We start from the raw sequence: 19,774 nt of genomic DNA, 5'->3' as shown, positions 1-19,774 counted from the left end.
AATCTGATATCACCTGAAACCATTAATAATTGATCCATTAATAACTTGTGCTTTCTTTTCATTGAGTGGACGCCTTCCCGTTCAATACCCCATCGACTAACTGGATATGTTTTTCCAATCGATAATCCGGATATAACCTGAGACTCTGACGATACATGTTGATCGCCTCCTGCAGACGTCCCTTTGCCTGCAGTTTTCCACCCTCTATGCGTAATCGTTTGGCCTGCTCATAGCGTTCACGCATTTTTGGATCCATGGCAGCGGTATTCGCAGCTGCTGCAGATTCAACACGCTGAGCTGCAAGTCTCTCTTCCCGCTTCACTCGTTGCATAACGCCATTAGTCGTTTGAAACAGATCAAGTGCCAACTCACTCTCAGAATTTGGCCACAACAGCCCCTGTTGTTCCGCGCCAGCCACAACCCGTTCTTCTCCCTCCTTGGGTTGGGCAGCACAGACAACATCTACCGATAATGGTTTAACAACACCCTGTTGGTTGACGACCATGGCATCAATCGTCTGTTTACCAAACCGCAGTGGTAAATCCACATGTGCCTCTGTACCGGCTAGCACGGCTTTATGCCAGGGCCCACCTGCCGCACGCACCCCGACAAGTGCCGTTTTTTCCGGGATAGCAATCATCACATGGGCATGTCGCTCTGCAATCGTCTCTGCCTTCTTGGGGGTTATTATCCGTGCATCCGGCTCTGCCGCATTGACCGTTACCGTAACGGCTTCAGTTGCACTGTTACCCTCGGTATCCACCACTCTCAGTTCAATACGATGATTACCCGGCTGCAACAACAACTCCGCCCTGATCTTCTCCTTCGTAGGAGCAAGTTCGCTCCAGAGTCCGCCATCGATCGACAGAGACTGTTCGACACTTCCCGCCTCCGGATTCACCGTTGCATCGAGTGTGACCTGTGGTGTCGCCGATGTAACATTCGTCTTCGGCTGGTTAAAGGTGATCTTTATCGGCTTCTCCTCACCCTTGATCGGCAGGAAAAATACCGCTTCGTTGTTTACTGTATCGAGATCATCGAGCTGGTTATCCGGGTCAGCCACCAGGATGAACTTGCTCGATCCTGCCGTCGCCTTCCAGGCCATCTTTGCTGTTGCCGAGCCGTGAAGGGTGACCTGGTCGACCACCACCCGGGCGATCTCCTCCCTTGCCCTACCACGCGTTTCACGAAACAGCACCACGTCGGCCTCGGGCACAGCCACCGACCCCAGGTTGCGCACCGGTATCTCAACCTTGATCTCATCCCCCGCCTTGGCCTCGGTCGGGGCATCCAGCCTGAGTTCTGCAGAGGAGATACTCAGATCCGGCGAGGCGATCGCCACCCCACCGAGCTGGGCTACTGACTGGCGGGCATCTGCCTCGGATTTCGCCACGGTCCAGACCGGTGTGGCGGTGAGGCGAAACTTGAAGCGGAAATCACTGTTCACCACGTAGTGACCTCCCCGCAGGTGCTTGGAGTTGATACCCACCTTGTTACTCCCGGGCATGCCACTCTTGTCAAACCGCAGCGCAGCCGGTGGTATGCGGAAACTGTAGTTGCCCTCGGGAATGGTATCCCGCAGACTTCCGATCACCGTGCCGTTGAGCACGATATCCGTATCATGGGGATGGTAGCTGGTCCGGTTCCACGGCAAGCTGAAGCCCATCTCCAGCCAGGCCTCCACCAGATTGGTCTTGTGCCACGTTTCCTGCTCCAGGATGGCGGAGTATTCAAAGATACCGTCATCGGCGATATCGGCATGGACGAAGTCGATCTCGCCATCGGCATCGGTGTCATCCCCGACCCAGCGTACCTCACCGATATTCATCGACCAGCGATCTGCACGGCCATCACGGTCGAGATCCTCCGGGTTGTCACGACGGCGCCAATCGACCTTTGCCGGATCCAGCTGTTCAGCCTTCGCCGCATGGGCGATCAGCTCCGGCTCCTTGTCACGCAGTACCTCATCGGTGGGATCGATACCCGGAAAGAGCCAGATGCGACGTACACGCTCACCCTCGGCCAGTTTCATCTCGTAGGGGTAGTCGAAGGATTTATCCAGACCACGGGCAAGGATCTTGCTCTGGACACCCGTGAAGCCCTCATAGAAGCGTGGGGTCACGGTAAACTCGATGCTGCGGCCACTTTGCAGCAGGCCGTGCTGAATGGTCGGTGAGATCCGTACCGCCTGGTTCTTTTCGCTGCTCACCTGGAGGTCGGTGATGGTATCCCCCTTATTGCGCAAGCGCAGTTTGCGTCCATGCCCCAGCGGCAGAGGCCCAAGATCCTCCCATGCCAGTTCGACATGGGGCAGGCGCACATGCACCGCCACCTCGGCCTCGTCACTCAGACCATTATTCGAGACGATACGGATAGGGACTGAATGGTCGGCGGTGTTCACATCCTGGGCGCTGATACCAAGGAGGAAATCCCGCGCCTCACCAGGTGCCAGGTTGATCGGCTTATCCTCTGAGCCTTCACCGACAAAACCAACCAGCAGGGTGGGATCCTTCGGTTTTCCGCACTCGAGGCGGACACTCAACGGCTCATCCCCATTATTGCGCACACTGATAGCCACTCGCTGATCATAGTCCCGCCGGACATTGGCGCCGTATCGGCTGCGGCTGAAGGCAAGCCCCTTGACCCGGGTGAGGGTCTGTACAGGACCATCCTCAACCCCACCCAGTGGCTGAACCTCGTAAGGCACCGCGGCATCCAGTTCTTTCAGTTCGACCACCCGCAGGCGGCCACTCTGACCGCGAAGCGTCTGCCACTCTTCACTGCCCTGCTTGCGGTAACGAAGCAGTGACTCGCCGTACTTCGGAGCCAGCCAGCTGACCCGGATAGACTCGCCGGAAAGTACCGCCCCATTGGGCGGTGAGATATCAAAATACTCGGACAGATTGAATTGCCGACTCACCTTGGCCTCGACACCATTGGCATCATAGGCCACCACCTCCACAGTGTGTTTTCCCGCCGCCAGTGTCTGCCAGTTCACATCGACGTCGTAGGGGGCTGAGTAATCCGTTGCCAGGGCCTGGCCATCCAGGCGGTAGCGCACTCCAGCCACGGGTCGCCCACTGTAACTGATCACCTGGGCAGCCAATTTGACTGGCCGGTCAATGGTCTGCCCCTCCATCGGTGTATTGAGGAACAGTGCAATTCCCTCACGTGAACGGTTGCCGGTGGCCTGCACCCAGAGTCTCTCCCTGGCGACCTGTCCGTCGGCGCCAATGCACTTTGACTCAACCACGTAACGACCCTCACGGGGGAAGCGGCCGCTTTTTGCCTGGTCACTGTCGAGAGTCAGGTCGGCACGTCCATCACCGTCAAGATCCAGTTCGCACCGTTGTGCCGGATCGGCATGCTTAAGGGCCACCTTTTTGAACGATACACGCTCGGGGAAGGAGCCATCGGGGGTGGACTCGATGTGATCGGCCTGTAGCGTACGGCCCCGGCTGTCGATCATGATGAAGCCCGGCTCCAGTGAAGTTTCGTTGTTGCCCCACTCACTCAGTTCAATGCGAAGGCGGATCGGACCATCGAACTTCAATGGCAGACTCCATTTGACCGGATTGTAGTGGCCGGATTCGTGGATCATTTTGCCGCTCTGATCATCAAATACACGCACCAGCGTCTGCACCTGGCTGGCGATATTCAGCTTGACCTCACCGGCCTTGGCCAGTTCGAAGAGAAAACGATCCCGGTCACCCCGCTGGTCGATAGAGAACGATTGCGCCACGCCATCGAGCAGCAAACGTGGTTCATCTTCGACCAGGGGTTCAGTCTCATCTGGCTCGGCTCGCTGCAACGCCAGCTTTAGTTCATAGGGCTCAGTCGAGGCTGTATTGTTACCCCATTCATTGACCTGGATATAGTAGATCCCCTGGTTGACCTCCGGCCTCACTGTGGCCGTTTTGTTTTCATAAGCACCGCTCTCCGCAATCATCTTGCGTTGACTGTCAAATACCCGCAGGTGAGTCTGCTGGGCAGACTTTGCGCTTACTTGCAGCATCCCGGGGAAATCGATGTCCACCACGTAGAAGTCCTGATCCCCGAGCGGCAGGTAACTGCCGTGAATGGTATCACCCGGCATCAGCGGGGCCGCCTGATCAAAGCTCTCGTTGCGCTGCTGGAAATCGACCTCATCCGCCCGTTCAAACCAGACCCGCATCGAATACGGCAGTGGTGAGTAGCTGTTATTCCCCCACTCCTCGATAGAGGCAAAGACCGTCTGTGGCCCGTTGGCATGCCAGTTGAGTTCTCCTGGCTTGTTTTCATAAGCCCCCACCTCCTGTAGCAGAGTCCCCTTGGCGTCAAACACCTTGAGGTGACGCTGCATTGGTCCCTTGCTCTGCATACGCAGCACACCAGCACCGGGTATGGTGACACTGAAGAGATCACGATCGCCAATCGGCAGGATGGTGCTGGCAAACCAGGTGTGAGATTGAAGCGAGCGAGCTGCCAGCATCTCCCCGGGTTCCTGCAGCGGATCGACCACGCCGTCGTCAGGCAACATCTCAACCGCCAGACGGTAGGGTTCCAGGGATGCATCATTGTTACCCCACTCCTGCATCTCAATGACATAGGTACCCGGGATGACCGCATACTCAAGGGAGAGGGGTTTATTGGCGTAGCTGCCCTGCTCTGCCAGCAGTTTCCCCAGATTGGAGTAGATCTTCACATGCCGCTGCAAACTCGTGTGCAGATCGCTGAGCCGGAGAATACCGGCCTGTTTCACCTCAAGCTGGTAAAAGTCCCGATCACCTACCGGCCAGATCAGACCGGATACCTGCTGGTTGAGGTGAATAACCCTTGCCGAGTCAAGCGTCTGGTTGGGTTCATTGGGGTCCACCGCAGGCTCTGCGGTGACGTTCAGTATCATGCTCTTTTCGGGGTCGCTGGCATTATTCCCCCATTCGGTAACAGCAACCGAGTAGCTGCCGCTGTTCAGCCAGGATTCAAAACTGTTTGTCTTTCCGGCATGCCCCCCCTGCTCTTTCATCAGTTTGCCATCACTGTCACGCAGTTGAATCACGGTATCCAGGGCGCCATCCTCTATCGACAGGCGCAGCTTTGCCGATTCGACCAGCCTGAATTTGAAGACGTCCTTATCACCCCGCTCGGCGATCTTGAAGCGGATCGGTGCTCCGACGCCCACCGTCTGTCCGTGTTCCAGGTCGTTATTGGGTTCCACCTCCTCCAGCTCTGTCAGCGGAGTGAGTGAGACATCCAACTCAGAAGCGCTCTCAGAGAGCATCAGTGGTACAACTGTCGGGACATACCCTTCCGCCTCAACCCGGACAGTAGCCTGCCGCCGTGTAATCGCAACCGCGCCCTTTTCGTCTTGGCGATTGACCACACCGAGTTTCAATGCATTAAACTGTGCCCTGCCTGAGCGGTCACTTTTCACCTCAGCAATGAGACCACTGGGCCAAGTCTCTGCCAGCTGCAGCCGAGCCCCTGGTATCGCCTGACTGGTCACGACATCGGTCACCTTGATCACCTGGCTGATATTTTTTGTTACCGCCTGCAACTTCAGAACCAGCGGCTCCTGAGGCTCACCCACACATTTGATCCAGCTGAAACGGTCACAACCCTTGTCTTCACAGAGCTTACCGGAGGTGATGATGCGGGTGGGTGGCTGATCGTTGCCTATCCTAAAGGTCTCCGACTCAAAGAAGTTCTGTTGCTGACAAAACAGGTCGGCTGCCGGTTTGTTGCAGTTATTGCCCCATTCACGACAGATATCCAGCGCCACGCCATCGACCATCGGCGCATCAAACTCCGCCTGTTTTGACCTGTCCAGGGGGAGAACCTCCACCGCCTGGCTGATCACGGCAAAGCCGGGGGCCGTGGCACTCAGTTGATACCGCCCGACGGGAAGATCGATAAACTCAAAGCGACCATCCCATGTGGTGATCGAGTGTGCCTGACCGGAGAGGGACGACTTTACCTGGATAGGATCAAGCACCACCATCACACCGATTATGGGTTGATCCAGCCCCTCAATCACAACCCGACCACCCCACTGCACCACTGCCGCTGGTGTCAGTGTCAGCTCGATTGCCTGACGGGCGCCATTGGCCAGAACAATCTGCTGAGTCAAGGTCTGATAATCTGGCTGCTCCACACTCAGTTTGTAACTGCCTCCGGGCAAACCTTCAAAGATGGCCATGCCTTGGGTATCTGTGGCGGCATGGCGTTGACCAATATGCACCCGGACATTGGCCAGCGGCTTGCGTGTACCGTCAACGGTCTGTTCAAAGACCTTTACCGCCAAGGGACCCGGTGCCTCAGCATAGACAACAGCAGAGGTAATCATACCCAGAAGCAACAAGCCATGGAGTAACCGTACAGTGAGTGACTTCATCATTTGCGCTCCACGATAGAAGGTAGGACAACTGGCGCTTCGATCTGAGGTCTGTTGGTACAGTACCAGTCCTTCTGTTTGTGATGGGCCGTGATATAAGTGTTGTTCTTGCCCTTCTTCAGATTCAGGTCATTGATCAACGAGTCAACCAGACTGATTTTTTTACCGTCCTTGGTCAGCTGAGGATGCTTGGCAAAGAGTTCTGCATTTTTCTGCAGACGGTCACGGATATCCGAGAACTTGACGCCAGGTGGCAGGCGCAGACGCCCCGACCGCAGATCACGGCAGATTCGCACAATACTGTCGCCGGCCTGGAACTGTTGATCGAGAGCCGCGGGATCATAGCCGGTGATCGCTTCGGTCGCATCAAATTCAACCGATGTACCACCACCTGCACCCAGACCCAGGGTGGCCGACAATTTTGCGCCAAGACGGATCTTTGTCCATGACAGTTCAGCGTCCACCTTAGCCTCTGCACCGGCACCGGCAGTGACCTCTCCCTGGGCCTTGCCAGTGAGCTTGATCCCCCACCATGAGAGTGATGCCTCAGCCGCCGCCTCCGCCTTGCCGCCAACAAAGACCTTTGCCTCAAGAGAACCGGCAACACGGTCAGATCCCAGATGAAGCTCACCCGAGCCCTTTCCCTCCGCACCCAACTTGGCAGTAGTACTCACCTTGGCGCCAAGGGTCGCATTGCCGATTTTCTTCTCGGCACTACCGGTAGCCGTGGCCTTGATTGCATTGACCTCAGCATTCACATCCACCTTGGCATGCAGACCCCGCTGGTTAGCCGTTACCTCCCAGTTACCACTCGAGCCATATTGACCGACCTGCACCTTGGCCTCACCACCGTATTCAATACCCGAATCTGTCCTTCCCGCAGTACTGGTTGCGGCAGTACTATTCGCCTCATCAATCGGCTCGAAAAGCTTGCCGCCGGCAATCTTTACATTGACCTTGGTTGGATCACCGATTCTTTTCCCATCCTCCGGCTCGTTTGGATCACCACCGGGTTTGAGATCCCGTTCATAGCCACCCGTTGTTGTCCGGCTCTTCTGCCAAGGTTTATCTGTCGTGGTGGTGGTTACCCTAGTGGTTGTTTCACGCCCCTCATCATCCTTGCGGGTGTTAGTGGTTGCCTGGGTGTTAGTGGTGGTCTTGAAGCCCGTATTGTTATCGGTAGTGGTTGTACGCCCGGTTTCTGTTTTCCGTGTTTGACCACCCTGTTCATGGACAATGGTGTGCTTGTTGCTCTCTGTGGTGGTGGTACCTGTACTTCCGGGCAGCCAGCTATTCCTGGCCTGGTGGGTGGTGGACTGTTCGTTGGTACTGATCTGTTTGCCACTCTTGTTATTGCGGGTAGTGGTGGTCTTGGTTGAATCACTCCGGCGGGTGACCTGACCACTGGCATCCCGTTCCATCTCAGTTGTTTTTGTGGTGGCTGAACCTGTGTTCTTTCCCTCGTATCCTGTGGTTTTCTGACGGGTGCTTTTACTTGAACCATCAGCCCCTTTTTCAGTTATTTTTCTATTTTGCTGGGTGGTTGTTCCACCACTGGGAGTACGCTTGCTCTCAGTACGGGTCGTTCGTGTAGTATCACTGCCATCAGCATTGCTTGTTTTCGAGGTGATGGTCTTGGTATTTGTCTTGCCTTGACGCTCGTCAGTGACTTTCCATTTGCTATTTTTTGACTGACCCTTGCGCTCGCTTGAGGTCACACGCTGCTGTTGTTCCTGCTGTTTTTGTGCCGCTTGGCGGGCCCGGTTATCCGCTTGGCTGTCGATTGCCTTCTTGTCTGGCTCCGGTTGTTTGGGCAAACCGGCCTTTTTACGCGCCTCGGTGTTGGCTGTGCGGGCCTCTTCGTTGGCGCTGTCGAGCGTTTTGTTCCGGTTACGGATATTCTGTGCAGTATTCTCGGGCACCTCTCCCGGGGCAGGCTTGGACGTTGGACGGCCTTTTGAATGCTCTTCCGCGGTCTTTGCAACTGCCTCACGTACATCACGAATCTTTCTTGATTGGTCAGCCGCTATCGGCTTGGTATTTTGTATCTCCTGGTCAGCTTTCTGTATCCACTTTTTCTCGTCAGACTTCTGTTGTTCGGGGGTTGCGCCCAGGGGGGTGATGCCGGTCTCGAACTTGTCCCCATAGTTTCTCAACTGACGGGCCTGATTAATCACCTTCGAGTCATGACCCACTTCATCAGCTGTTTTGCTGACACTCTTGCCCATAGTTTTCAGGGCCATGTCACGTTTCAGTTGCGCCTCTGGAGAGCGGCTGTTGATATCGGTGCTTTCCAGGTCCTCCGCGCCGTGGATAAACTTTTTTTCATTATCCAAGACATACCCCTCGGGATCCCTTACCGACTCGGCACCCTTTACATTGGTCGCCTGCTTACCGCCCGGCGTTGAGAAGGCATCATGGTATTTCTGTCTTTCAGCTAACTGGGTGTCAGAAGGAGGTTGCCAGAGGGTGGTATCTTTTGTCTTGTTGATGTAGATACCAAGATTTTCATCATAATCGACATCATCACCCCGAGCCCGCCACTCGTCAGCGATCTGTGCGGCGACATCGCTGTTATTGGCAGTGATATCAACATCCGCCCTGACATCTTTCGGGGAACTGCCGGTGGTCTTGAGATTGGAACCATAGCGCTGCTGCAGATCTGCAAGGTCCTGTCCTCGGCTATCTTGATCATTGAACTGTGACTGAATTTGAGCCTTGTCTTTACTGTAGTCACTCAGCACCTGCTGGTAGTCAGGATGGCTGGTATCCACCGTACCATCGGGCTTGATTAAAGCCGGATTGCTACGGACCCTGTTGTGATAACTGCTTTCCAGGACTTTCAGTGCATTCTGCTGACGAACCCGAAGCTCTTCGATATTGTCGGCCGCAAATAGTGTGAGCGGCTGGCTGATCAGAATCAGCAGAACAAGGGCCAGCAGCCACCGATAGAGGTTTGACAGCATAATTAGGGGCTGCAGGAGAGTGCGCTTATTCGGTACCGTCATCGCCCATCTCCTTCATCAGGATGGCAGCTTTCTCCTTAACGGCCGCATCGGCTTTGGCACTATCCAGAATGGTGCGAAGCTCCCTCTTCGCGGCCGCTTTTTGGCCAAGCTTAATCTGGGTTTCAGCCAGATAGAGCGGGAGAACCGGGGAGGTGTTACCGGCACTGCGCGCCTCCTGATAGCGTATCGACGCCTCTTCTATGCGACCAAGATCATCCAGCACTGTTGCCAACAGGAAGAGTATCTCGGGGTTGTCAGGTGTTGCCTTGACCGCCTCTTCCAATACCTGATTCGCCTCATCACCCCGGCGCAGTCCGAGCAGCAGAACCGCCAGGCGGTGACGTGATGCCGCGTGATTGGGGTCCGCCCGCGTGGCACGCCGCAGGTACTCCTCGGCAGGACCCACCTGGCCAGCCGCCATCAGGATCTGACCCATGTTGTACCAGGCATCAGCGCGCTTTGGATCGATCTTCACGGCAGCCTGGAAGTTGATCATGGCCTCATTCATCTGGCCCTGTTTCAAAGCCAGTACACCGAGATTGTTATAGGCCTCGGCAAACAGCGGGTCGGCATCCAGGGCGCAGTTGTAGTAGTTTTTTGCCTGCTCTAACTCCCCCTGCGAGAGTGCAATGTTACCGAGGAGATTACAGGCATCCTTGTCTGCAGGATTCTCCTTCAGGATAGCTTCAAGGTGCGCCCTCCCTTGTTCGATACTGCCCTCGCTCAGCGCTTGCTCAGCCAGTTTGAATCGTTCATCCACGGCCACTTCCCCGCTCTGCAAATTGAATGAAATAGCCAGAATAGCGACCAGCAGCATAGCGGCCAGCCATCGCACGGTGCGACTCGATTGGCACAGGTGATTGCCTGATAGTTTGCTTTGCATCAACCCTTCTCCCGTTAATTCCACTTACTCATGCCAGTCGACTCCTACCAGCTCAATCAACCTTTCACTGGCCTGCTGACCCTGAAGTGTTCGGTTGCCCTGATCCGTTCGCATCACCTGCCGATACTGCGCAATAGCGGCGGAGCGATCACCACTCTTCTCCAGCGCCTGCGCATATTCCAGCAGTTCCTGAATCTGTGGCATCTCAGCAAAGGCCATATTGGCGAACTGCTTACGGTACACTTCAACCAGTTCGTTCCACTGTTCGGTATTCAACAGGCCAATAATTTCGATTCGTTGTTGCGCAACCCGCAACCATAGATCGCTCATATCATAATTACCGGCCTTTTCACTGCCGGCTGTTGTCGCGACCTGTTGGTAAACCTCAAGCGCTTTGTCGCGAATGCCACTACCCTCCAGTGCTTTGGCATAATCAAGCATTGTCACCAGGTAGTAGGGATTCTCTTCAGTAAGCTCGGACACCTCTGTTTCATAGAGTTCCACTACCTGGGGCCACTGTCCGGTATCTTCATAGGCACGTCGCAGACGTTGACTCATCTCTGGTGCCATCTCTGATGTCGGATACCGAACCATATACTCTTCTAACAACACCCTGAGTTTTTGATACTCTGGTGGATCCATACCCATACGGTAGAGATTTGATAGTCTGAAGTAGGACTCCTCGGCCTGTTCAGTATCAGGGCATTCCTGTAACAGTTGCAGGTAGAGCTGTTCAATCTGTGCATAATCGTAGGTGTCGGCCTGACGGATCTGCTCAAACAGCTCCGCTGCGAGCGTCTGTTGCTCTTCCAGCGTTAGCGAAGGCGGTTCATTAGTGACAGCAGGTGCATTATTCTCTGCCTTCGTCACTTCATCTGCTGTTGCATCACCCATCTGTCCCAATACACGCACAATACCCATATCACCTTTTGCTGGATTGCGAGACCATGTGCTTGGCTCTGAATCCAGCACGGTATAGATACCCGCCTCCAGCACGATATCCGGAGAAACTTCCCAGTAGGCATTAGCCACTCCCTGGTCATCAATACCAGTCGCCTTCCAAGGTCCAATCAGACGTTTATTTTTATCCTGTAACGCGATAGAACCGGGAAAAGAACCCTTTCCCTTATTCCAATGAAAAGTCCGAATTTGAGTGATGGTACGTGTGTCATAGAGAGTGAATCGTGTCGGCTTGAGTGGCACACTCTCTACAGGTGCAGCGACCGTGTTATCAAGAATCACACCCGCTTGATCCGCCTGAAGATAAACAGTTGAAAGCGAAAACAGGGCAGCAATTAATAGCAGATCACGTAAACAACTCATAGACATGTTACTTCCCTCATTATCATTACCGCCCCCCATTACCCAGCATCTGTTCTATCCGTCTGACATGTTCTTCCAGTTTGTCATCTGGATAAAATGACAAACTTGAGCGATATTTTTCTACCGCTTCAACGAGCTTTCCCTGCTTCTGAAGCAACGCACCCGCTTCACGCAACGCCTTGGCCTGCTCATAACGTTGCCGGGCATCATCCTGGATAGCTACTGCTTCAGATGGAGCAGCTGGTTTTTCTGTTTTTGGTTCATCAATCGGAGGGTTAACTGGTGTTTCATCTGCTGCATCTTCTGCTTGAATTGGATCAGCCGCAGGCGCATCCACCGCAGCTTCCTCAGTTGTTGGTTCACTGTTTTTTACAGTTTCAGTAACATCTACAGCCTTGCCCAATGGTCCGGTCTGTGGATCATCAACTCCCTGAATGTTCGTCACAGATTGCGCCTCTCTCTTAACCAGCGTTTCACTCTCCCACTCCGGGCCAAAGACGATGGAGTCGAGCACCCGCTGGTGAGTGGCAATATCCGGCTGAGCCACAGCAGAGGGGCTGGTTGTAAACTGCACGATAAAAAATGAGGGGGTGTTCTGCTGAGTGGCCGCCTTAAAACGCATCCGGCTATCGATGATGTAGTAATCGTATATCTTCTCAATTTTGTCAGAGCCGGTATGGGTTTTGCGGTAATGGGTTGCCGGATAACCGTCTATGGTCAGCTGCTCCAGGGTCTCAGCAGGATGGTCATAACCCGTTATCGGATGCACGTCAGTGGTGTGATGGTTAATGCTGACTCTGATATCAGCACCTGTAGTGAGGGCCCGGTCATACCAGGAGATCTGAAACTTGGAATCCTGATTTTTTCGCCAGCTGCGAGGCACACCAATCTTTAGTCCTTCATTCCATTCATAGGTCACCAAATCATCACAGGGACCGGCCTCTTCAGGCAGGGTTAGCTTCACGCTGGACAACAGTTTATCCAGCTCCGCCTTATGTTCGACCAACATCTCATCACTCGCCGTAATGGCATAGCCAAAGCGATCACCTTTGGCAAGGCAGATATCCGAGAGATAAAGAACGGTAGTGGCTGGAATGGTTTTGGTACGCATCGGAGTGGTATAGGTGACGCCCACTCCTGTACCAACAATCTTCCAGGCCGGAATACCATACATTTCAGACTTTTCAATGACCGGATCCTTCATCTTGCTTAACAATCCGTTGCTGCCGGTAAGATTGTAGCCATGGGCAAAACGGATCATCTGGGCTCCGTAGATCGATACCAAGGGTGGCTCCCATGAGACATTGTCAGTATGGTCGGTCATATCCCAATTATTGCGCACGTCAAGAGTGATCAATCCATCAAACAGTTTATGTTGGCTGTACCCTTGTAATAGCGCTTCCAACTCAGAGGTTGGTACTACACTTGCCATCACCTGCTCAATCACGGGCTGCCATTGATCTACAGGCATACTGACAATTGAGGCGTTAAATGTGATTTTGTCACCTTTGGGAAGTAACCCATCAAGGATTACCAGCTTGAGGAAGAGATCTTGATCTTTCATGCTGCCGGAGATCTGATGCTGCTCACCGGACAGCGCGCCAACTGCTATCACGCCTTGTGATTGAACAGTCATACCATCCTTTTCTGCCCCTTTGAGCATGCGCTCTGGATGCCGCTCACGGGCTATAGAAAATACAACGGCCTGACGTTTCTCATCATCCTTAATGCCCCACTGCCCTTCAAAATCCCGCTCCTTAATTGGCACCCAATCAGCTGGCATGGAGAACGTCAAACCACCATGAGTTATCTGCTTCCAATCAGTCGGCACATCGGCACTCACCCAGGCAGGCAGGAATAACAGACAACTTAACAATAGGGACCCAATATTTTTATTCATTTTATTCTACCGACACGACAAATTGATAGGACGATAGCAGGGTGGATTTGCAAATGATTGGCATGAAGCGCAAGTGAAAGTCATTTCCTTGCTAGCGCGAGACTTTTTCTTGTTGGCATCCCATTCTCACAACCCTGGAATCTTTATTTATTTGCTCTGAACCTTGGGATAAGCATCACACTTTCACAAAATCCTTCAATGATACATATCAATACAACCGCCAAATGAAAAAACCTTCATCTGTTGATCAATTGGTCCATCGATGGTGTGTAATTGCTAAGGCGTGACATAAGCAAAGCATCCAGCCATGGGAGTACCTGCCTGAGTATCTTTATACCTTTATTTTTATAAGCTTATTTATATCAACAATAGAACAGGTTGGGAAGTAAAAAAGAGGAAAAGAAAAAAGCGACCATAATGATCGCTTTTGACTGATGCCATGCTCAAATGCAAGTGCATTACACTGTATCTGACTGGCTTTTATATGGCGTCCCCTAGGGGGTTCGAACCCCTGTTACCGCCGTGAAAGGGCGGTGTCCTAGGCCTCTAGACGAAGGGGACTTGGACTATTTCCATTAAGTAACCAACATGCTGGATTGTCGGTCAGGCATCCGGCCTTTTCTCTGTTTTGGTGGAGCCAGGCGGGATCGAACCGCCGACCTCGACACTGCCAGTGTAGCGCTCTCCCAGCTGAGCTATGGCCCCGAAACGAGGCGCGCATATTAAGATATGCTGCGCCGTTTGTCCAGACAAAGGCCTGTTATTTTTCATACCCTGATTAACCCGTATGGACCTGCACGATATTGCTATCGTTAGCTACCCTCTCCTTCAATCTTGGCCCAAGTATCACGTAAGGTAACCGTGCGATTGAAAATCACTTTATCGTGGGAACTCTCTTGATCCACACAGAAGTAGCCCTCTCGTTCAAACTGGAACTGTTCGCCCACCTCTGCCTGCCGCAGACTCGGCTCAACGATCGCTTGAACCGTGCGTAAAGAGTCAGGATTAATGTGCTGTAAAAAAGACTCAACCGACTTATCACTATCCGGGGCAGGATGATTAAACAACCGGTCATAGATACGGACTTCTGCCGGCACGCCCTGTGACGCAGAAGCCCAGTGAATCACGCCCCGCACCTTTCGACCGACAGGATTGGCACCCAGGGTTTCCGGATCATAGCTGCAGCGCAGTTCGATGATCTCACCGTCATCATCCTTGATCACCTGCTCGCACTTGATGACGTAGGCATTACGGAGGCGAACTTCACCACCCGTCACCATGCGCTTGTACTTCTTATTGGCCTCTTCCCTGAAATCCGCGCGATCTATATAGATCTCACGGGTAAAAGCCAACTGACGACTTCCCATCGACTCATCCTTCGGATGATAAGGCGCATCCAGCATCTCGACTTTCTCTTCCGGATAGTTCTCAATCACTACCTTGAGCGGATCCAGTACCGCCAGTGCCCGACGGGCATGTTGATCGAGGTCTTCCCGAATACAGGCTTCCAGCATCCCCATCTCAACCGAGTTGGCCGATTTGGTGACGCCTATGCGTTCACAGAAGGTGCGAATGGATTTGGGTGTATAGCCACGCCTGCGCAGTCCAGCAATTGTTGGCATACGCGGATCATCCCAGCCCGTCATCAAGCCTTCATCCACCAACTGGGTCAGCTTGCGTTTACTCATCACAGTATATTCAAGATTGAGTCGGGAGAACTCAATCTGCTGTGGATGGCAATCAATGGTGATGTTATCCAGTATCCAGTCATACAGCGGGCGATGATCTTCAAACTCCAGTGTACAGAGTGAGTGGGTAATACCTTCCAGGGCATCCGAGATCGGATGAGTAAAGTCATACATCGGATAGATGCACCACGCCTCACCGGTCTGATGATGAATAACACCATGACGGATACGATAAAGGGTCGGATCACGCATGTTCATGTTGGGTGAGGCCATATCGATCTTGGCACGTAGGACCCGGCTTCCATCTTCAAACTCACCGGCACGAATACGTGCAAACAGATCCAGATTCTCTTCGACAGAGCGATTTCGATAGGGGCTTTCACGGCCTGGATCGGTCAGCGTCCCTCTGTATTCCCGGGTCTGCTCGGCATTCAGATCACAGACATAAGCCTTGCCGGCTTTGATCAGTTCAACTGCATAACCGTAAAGTTTTTCGAAATAGTCAGAGGCATAGTAGAGCCGGTCTTCCCAGTCAAAACCGAGCCATTTTACATCTTCCTTGATAGCATTAACGTAATCCTCATTCTCTTTATGCGGATTGGTATCATCAAACCGCAGATTGCACTGCCCGCCAGCATAATCCTTTGCCAGACCGAAGTTGAGGCAAATAGATTTGGCATGCCCTATGTGCAGGTAACCATTGGGTTCGGGTGGGAAACGAGTATGAATCTTGCCATCGTTCTTCCCGGCAGCCAGATCCCGCTCAATGATCTGACGGATAAAATGGGTGGGTGCAGAGGTTTCTTTATTGCTCATTACAGATTTTGCCAAAGGGTTGCGTTTACTGAGTGATTAACAACAAAGCGAGCCTGATCAGGCGTTCGCCTCACGTTGGGTAATAAAGTCCAGCGCCATATCGATACGACGCAGACAGGCGGCCTTACCCACCAGTTGCAGCGTCACATCAATACCCGGTGAAGCCGCACGCCCGACAACTGCCACACGCAGGGGTTGCGCCACTTTGCCCATTTTAAGTTCCAGCGACTCGGAGACATCCATCACCAACTGGTGTAGCGCCTCTGGCGACCAATCATCCTGTGACTCAAGGGCCGCGCGCATCTTCTCCAGCGGTTCACGAGCCACCGGACGCAGATTCTTCTTTGCCGCATCCTCATCAAAAGATTCGAAATCACGGTAAAAGAAGGCACTGATCTCCGCCATCTCAACCAATGTTCTGGCCCGCTCCTGTTGCGCCTTGACCACTTCAATCAGATCAGGCCCTTGCGAAGGATCAATACCCAGATTTCCCATATGATAGCTAAGCAAGTGAGCCAGATGGGCCGGATCACTGCTTTTTATATAGTGCTGATTCAACCACAGCAACTTTTCCGTGTTGAAGGTCGAGGCGGCCTTGTTGACATCCTCAATATCAAATAGCTGAGTCAGCTCATCGACCGAGAAGATCTCCTGATCGCCATGGGACCAACCCAGGCGTACGAGATAGTTCAGCAGTGCCTCGGGCAGGAAGCCATCTTCCTTATACTGCATCACACTCACCGCACCATGACGTTTGGAGAGCTTCGCCCCGTCATCTCCCATGATCAGTGCCACATGGGCATAGTGCGGAATCTTCCAGCCGAGCGCCTTGAAGATGTTGATCTGCCGGGAGGCGTTGCGCTTGTGATCATCGCCACGAATAACATGGGTAATGCCCATATCATAATCATCCACTACAACGGTGAGATTATAGGTCGGCGCACCATCGGTTCGGCGTATAATCAGGTCATCCAGCTCTTCGTTGTTGACCGCCACCTTGCCATGCACCTGGTCGTCAAACATCACCACGCCGGTTTCTGGGTTACGAAAGCGCACCACATGGGGCTTGGCAGGATCTACAAACTTATCCCGGCAATGACCATCATAACCTCGCATACCGCCCTGCTTCTCAGCCGTCGCACGGAGTTCATCCAGCCGCTCCTTGGTACAGTTGCAACGATAGGCGTGACCACTCTCCAGCAGCTCATCAATCACTTCATTGTACCGCTCAAAACGGTGGGTCTGGTAGAACGGCCCCTCTTCATACTCCAATCCCAGCCAAGTCATCCCTTCCAGGATGGCATTGACCGCCTCTTCGGTTGAACGCTCAATATCGGTATCTTCAATACGCAATACAAAGGTACCACCATGACGCCTGGCATAGAGCCATGAAAACAACGCAGTGCGGGCACCTCCCACATGAAGGTAACCGGTTGGACTTGGAGCAAAACGGGTACGAATAGTCATAAACTCACTATAGGCAGTCAATACGGGAAAGAGGCGCATTCTATCAGATGTGTATTGATCTGCGTATGGAGCATTTGACCCGCCAGAAACAAATCACTAGAATTGCGCTCCTCCACTCAGGGGGCGCGTAGCTCAGCGGGAGAGCACTACCTTCACACGGTAGGGGTCCCTGGTTCGATCCCAGGCGCGCCCACCATTTAAAAACAATAGCTTACGTTCAATTTCTAGTGCGGCGCGACCAACAAAAAAGCCCCTGTAAATCCTCTGTAAATCCACTCTTTGCGAATTAAAGGCAATAAAAAACCCCACCAAGCGAACCGGGGAGGGATGCACACCTTTATGTTGGCAGATGGTAGAGTTTGTCACCCATGACCCTAGATGACCTAACAGACGCCCTATTCTCTCTGGAATCCGACATTCTGGAGGCTGAGAAGCGGCATAGAGCGGAAAGCGTCGACCCTTGGGCTAATCATCCTCCTAAAGCCAAAGAACCGCGTCACTTGGTTGAATTAAAACAGCAGCGGGAGAAGCTGCTGGAAGAGATCGGGCGGACTACTGAAGGGGATTAAAAACCCTGCCAAGCGAACCATAGCGGGGCTGTTCTTCCGCATATTTTAGATTTCTTAGTCAGCAATCCTAAATAAAAGCTCAATACCCGGCTGGGCCTATTGACTTACTCGCAGATCGTATTTCATCTTCTTTACTTTTTATGGCTTCGGCATACTCACTACGCCGATTAGCGATATGCTGCTGGATTATTATTACATCTGCCTTTGTCAGAGCCCTCCGCATTTCAGAGCGGTATTTCGCCATTTCCCCATCCCTTTTCTTTCTCAGGATAACTAGATCCTGTTTGAGCCCCCTAAGTTTCCTCTGTCCGCGTCGCTCGTTGATTGCCGCGTCCAGTTCCTTGTTTGCTTCCTTAAAGTCATTGGTGCTTTTGGCGCTACCAGATAATGTGGGTGGCGGCTTAATTTCCACCTCCGAGATTTTACCCTCGCACGGCCTTTGGCTATAGGTGGTTTTCCCATCTAGCACACACTTGTAAACAGCAGATTCCGCAGGCGCGACATATAGAACCATGAAGGATAAGGCGACGATTCGTATATTCATTAGTTGCGCCCTGTGACTTTGCCGTTATCCAAGTAAATGAAGTACATCGAACCATTGGGGCGCTGATATACCCACTGTTCGCGGACCCCGTAGCTACCCATAGACTCATTGATTTCAATAGGCTTACCTTGAGATCGCTCTACTTCTTTTGATGTCATCCCCATAAGCACCTCGCCCTTAACTGCTGCGTTTCGATAGCGCAGGCGCTCGCCGTAATCGCGCTCCGGCTCTTCATCGCGTATATGGGATTTTCTGCGCTCGGTTTTACGGGATAGCAGCACATCCGGCCTAACCATGCTGCCGTTGCCGGTTGCAGGGTCTTTAACTTCGATGCGTTTTGTTTTCTGGGTGGGAGGTGGCGCATCCCCAAAATGAACATTTCCCTCTGAGTCCGTCCATTTTTTGATTCCGCCAGCTTGGGCTATCTGTGTGCAAATTATCGCAGCGAAGAGTAGTGCTATCCATTTCATATTTACCACCATGTAAAACAGTCATCCTTCCAGGCCAGAATATCCCTCGCTTTATATAAATGCAATTCCCAACAAAAAACCCCACCAAGGCGAACCATAGCGGGGTTGTAGGGAGTAAATCGGCTATTAATAAGCGGAATCGCGGAGATACCAGGCCAGCTTCTCAAGATCTGCGCTAATTACATCCCTTGGCCCATCTATATCATTTAGCTCTTTGATCCTAAGTAGTGCCTGTGAAACCTCAAGCATAGAGATCGCTTGTCTCTGGCGCACCTTGATAGCCCTAGTTGCCACGTGCGGACCTATTCGATCTCCCGGATTAGCCCCGGCTAGTGGGATGATGTTATCCATTTTTCGCCCCCTTCAATACGGCTTGGTGAACCTGCCCGGTCATTGCCTCCGCTTCTTTGGCGTAGTTTGCCAATGCGGCGGCGTAGTCGTCCGGGACCTCATCACTCCATCCGGCGAACGATTCAGAGCCTACCTGCAAGGCCATTGAGTTAATCCAGCCCAGTCTTTTCAGAATCTCGTCGCATAGGCCGCTAGTGGTTGTTTCTGGTGTTGCTTGTGTAGACGTAGACATTGTGCAGTATCATGGCTATCTCAGATTGCATATGTCCTGTATATGGACTCCTCCTCGTTTGCAAGTAACCTGTGTTTGACGGTAGGCGCGACTGCATACGTATATCCGGCCTCTTAATGTGGCATACGCAGATGCCGGGCCATAATGGGT

Annotated in this window: 12 protein-coding genes and 3 tRNA genes; 2 read left to right on the top strand and 13 right to left on the bottom strand. The window is 52.9% G+C overall.

The features are described from left to right. Positions 1-58: 58 nt before the first annotated feature. The 9 genes from FHP88_RS11100 to gltX form a co-directional block, all read right to left on the bottom strand. Entirely contained in the window at positions 59-6,376 is a 6,318-nt protein-coding gene (locus FHP88_RS11100; RefSeq protein ID WP_144359149.1) for a carboxypeptidase regulatory-like domain-containing protein, read from the bottom strand. After that, positions 6,373-9,381, bottom strand: a complete 3,009-nt coding sequence (locus FHP88_RS11095) for a hypothetical protein (RefSeq protein ID WP_144359148.1) — start codon at positions 9,379-9,381, stop codon at positions 6,373-6,375. Before FHP88_RS11095 ends, FHP88_RS11100 begins: the two co-directional genes overlap by 4 nt. Then, a complete protein-coding gene (locus tag FHP88_RS11090) occupies positions 9,365-10,264 on the bottom strand; it encodes a tetratricopeptide repeat protein (RefSeq protein WP_144359147.1) in 900 nt (299 codons plus the stop codon). The genes FHP88_RS11095 and FHP88_RS11090 overlap by 17 nt, the downstream gene beginning before the upstream one ends. 24 nt (positions 10,265-10,288) lie before the next feature. Further along, positions 10,289-11,593 carry a tetratricopeptide repeat protein gene (locus FHP88_RS11085; protein WP_144359146.1) on the bottom strand — a complete coding sequence of 435 codons (1,305 nt, stop codon included), beginning with the start codon at positions 11,591-11,593 and terminating at the stop codon, positions 10,289-10,291. A gap of 19 nt (positions 11,594-11,612) precedes the next feature. Further along, positions 11,613-13,487: a hypothetical protein gene (locus FHP88_RS11080; protein ID WP_144359145.1), complete on the bottom strand. Its 1,875-nt coding sequence runs from the start codon at positions 13,485-13,487 to the stop codon at positions 11,613-11,615. A 485-nt stretch (positions 13,488-13,972) separates the two neighbouring features. Continuing rightward, positions 13,973-14,048, bottom strand: a tRNA-Glu gene (locus FHP88_RS11075). A gap of 68 nt (positions 14,049-14,116) precedes the next feature. After that, positions 14,117-14,192: transfer RNA gene (locus FHP88_RS11070), tRNA-Ala, on the bottom strand. Between the two features lie 107 nt (positions 14,193-14,299). Then, positions 14,300-15,991 carry a glutamine--tRNA ligase/YqeY domain fusion protein gene (locus FHP88_RS11065; protein ID WP_144359144.1) on the bottom strand — a complete coding sequence of 564 codons (1,692 nt, stop codon included), beginning with the start codon at positions 15,989-15,991 and terminating at the stop codon, positions 14,300-14,302. A gap of 57 nt (positions 15,992-16,048) precedes the next feature. After that, positions 16,049-17,458 carry a glutamate--tRNA ligase gene (gene gltX, locus FHP88_RS11060; protein WP_144359143.1) on the bottom strand — a complete coding sequence of 470 codons (1,410 nt, stop codon included), beginning with the start codon at positions 17,456-17,458 and terminating at the stop codon, positions 16,049-16,051. A 121-nt stretch (positions 17,459-17,579) separates the two neighbouring features. Between gltX and FHP88_RS11055 the strand changes: the two genes are divergently transcribed. Together FHP88_RS11055 and FHP88_RS11050 are read left to right on the top strand one after the other, a co-directional pair. Beyond that, a tRNA-Val gene (locus tag FHP88_RS11055) sits at positions 17,580-17,654 on the top strand. A gap of 172 nt (positions 17,655-17,826) precedes the next feature. Next, the gene (locus FHP88_RS11050; protein WP_144359142.1) at positions 17,827-18,027 is read left to right on the top strand and encodes a hypothetical protein; all 201 of its coding nucleotides are present in this window, start codon (positions 17,827-17,829) and stop codon (positions 18,025-18,027) included. A gap of 79 nt (positions 18,028-18,106) precedes the next feature. Here the strand turns inward: FHP88_RS11050 and FHP88_RS11045 are convergent, their stop codons facing one another. The 4 genes from FHP88_RS11045 to FHP88_RS11030 all read right to left on the bottom strand — a co-directional run bounded on the left by FHP88_RS11045 (position 18,107) and on the right by FHP88_RS11030 (position 19,624). Then, entirely contained in the window at positions 18,107-18,571 is a 465-nt protein-coding gene (locus FHP88_RS11045) for a DUF4124 domain-containing protein (protein ID WP_144359141.1), read from the bottom strand. After that, complete coding sequence (locus FHP88_RS11040; protein WP_186297694.1) at positions 18,571-19,041, bottom strand: DUF4124 domain-containing protein; 471 nt, start codon at positions 19,039-19,041, stop codon at positions 18,571-18,573. Before FHP88_RS11040 ends, FHP88_RS11045 begins: the two co-directional genes overlap by 1 nt. Positions 19,042-19,167: 126 nt before the next feature. After that, the gene (locus FHP88_RS11035) at positions 19,168-19,392 is read right to left on the bottom strand and encodes a hypothetical protein (protein ID WP_144359139.1); all 225 of its coding nucleotides are present in this window, start codon (positions 19,390-19,392) and stop codon (positions 19,168-19,170) included. Further along, the gene (locus FHP88_RS11030) at positions 19,385-19,624 is read right to left on the bottom strand and encodes a hypothetical protein (protein ID WP_144359138.1); all 240 of its coding nucleotides are present in this window, start codon (positions 19,622-19,624) and stop codon (positions 19,385-19,387) included. The genes FHP88_RS11035 and FHP88_RS11030 overlap by 8 nt, the downstream gene beginning before the upstream one ends. Positions 19,625-19,774: the final 150 nt, after the last annotated feature.

The sequence above is a fragment of the Sedimenticola selenatireducens genome, from assembly GCF_007625115.1.
GTDB lineage: Bacteria > Pseudomonadota > Gammaproteobacteria > Chromatiales > Chromatiaceae > Sedimenticola > Sedimenticola selenatireducens_A.
This window is presented reverse-complemented; position numbering and strand designations above follow the sequence as displayed.

Bases quoted from the DNA above. Each gene is read 5' to 3' on its own strand.
- FHP88_RS11030 (WP_144359138.1), bottom strand. From the start codon at position 19,624: ATGTCTACGTCTACACAAGCAACACCAGAAACAACCACTAGCGGCCTA.
- FHP88_RS11065 (WP_144359144.1), bottom strand. From the start codon at position 15,991: ATGAGCAATAAAGAAACCTCTGCACCCACCCATTTTATCCGTCAGATC.
- FHP88_RS11080 (WP_144359145.1), bottom strand. From the start codon at position 13,487: ATGAATAAAAATATTGGGTCCCTATTGTTAAGTTGTCTGTTATTCCTG.
- FHP88_RS11090 (WP_144359147.1), bottom strand. From the start codon at position 10,264: ATGCAAAGCAAACTATCAGGCAATCACCTGTGCCAATCGAGTCGCACC.
- FHP88_RS11045 (WP_144359141.1), bottom strand. From the start codon at position 18,571: ATGAATATACGAATCGTCGCCTTATCCTTCATGGTTCTATATGTCGCG.
- gltX (WP_144359143.1), bottom strand. From the start codon at position 17,458: ATGACTATTCGTACCCGTTTTGCTCCAAGTCCAACCGGTTACCTTCAT.
- FHP88_RS11050 (WP_144359142.1), top strand. From the start codon at position 17,827: ATGACCCTAGATGACCTAACAGACGCCCTATTCTCTCTGGAATCCGAC.
- FHP88_RS11095 (WP_144359148.1), bottom strand. From the start codon at position 9,381: ATGACGGTACCGAATAAGCGCACTCTCCTGCAGCCCCTAATTATGCTG.
- FHP88_RS11100 (WP_144359149.1), bottom strand. From the start codon at position 6,376: ATGATGAAGTCACTCACTGTACGGTTACTCCATGGCTTGTTGCTTCTG.
- FHP88_RS11035 (WP_144359139.1), bottom strand. From the start codon at position 19,392: ATGGATAACATCATCCCACTAGCCGGGGCTAATCCGGGAGATCGAATA.
- FHP88_RS11040 (WP_186297694.1), bottom strand. From the start codon at position 19,041: ATGAAATGGATAGCACTACTCTTCGCTGCGATAATTTGCACACAGATA.
- FHP88_RS11085 (WP_144359146.1), bottom strand. From the start codon at position 11,593: ATGTCTATGAGTTGTTTACGTGATCTGCTATTAATTGCTGCCCTGTTT.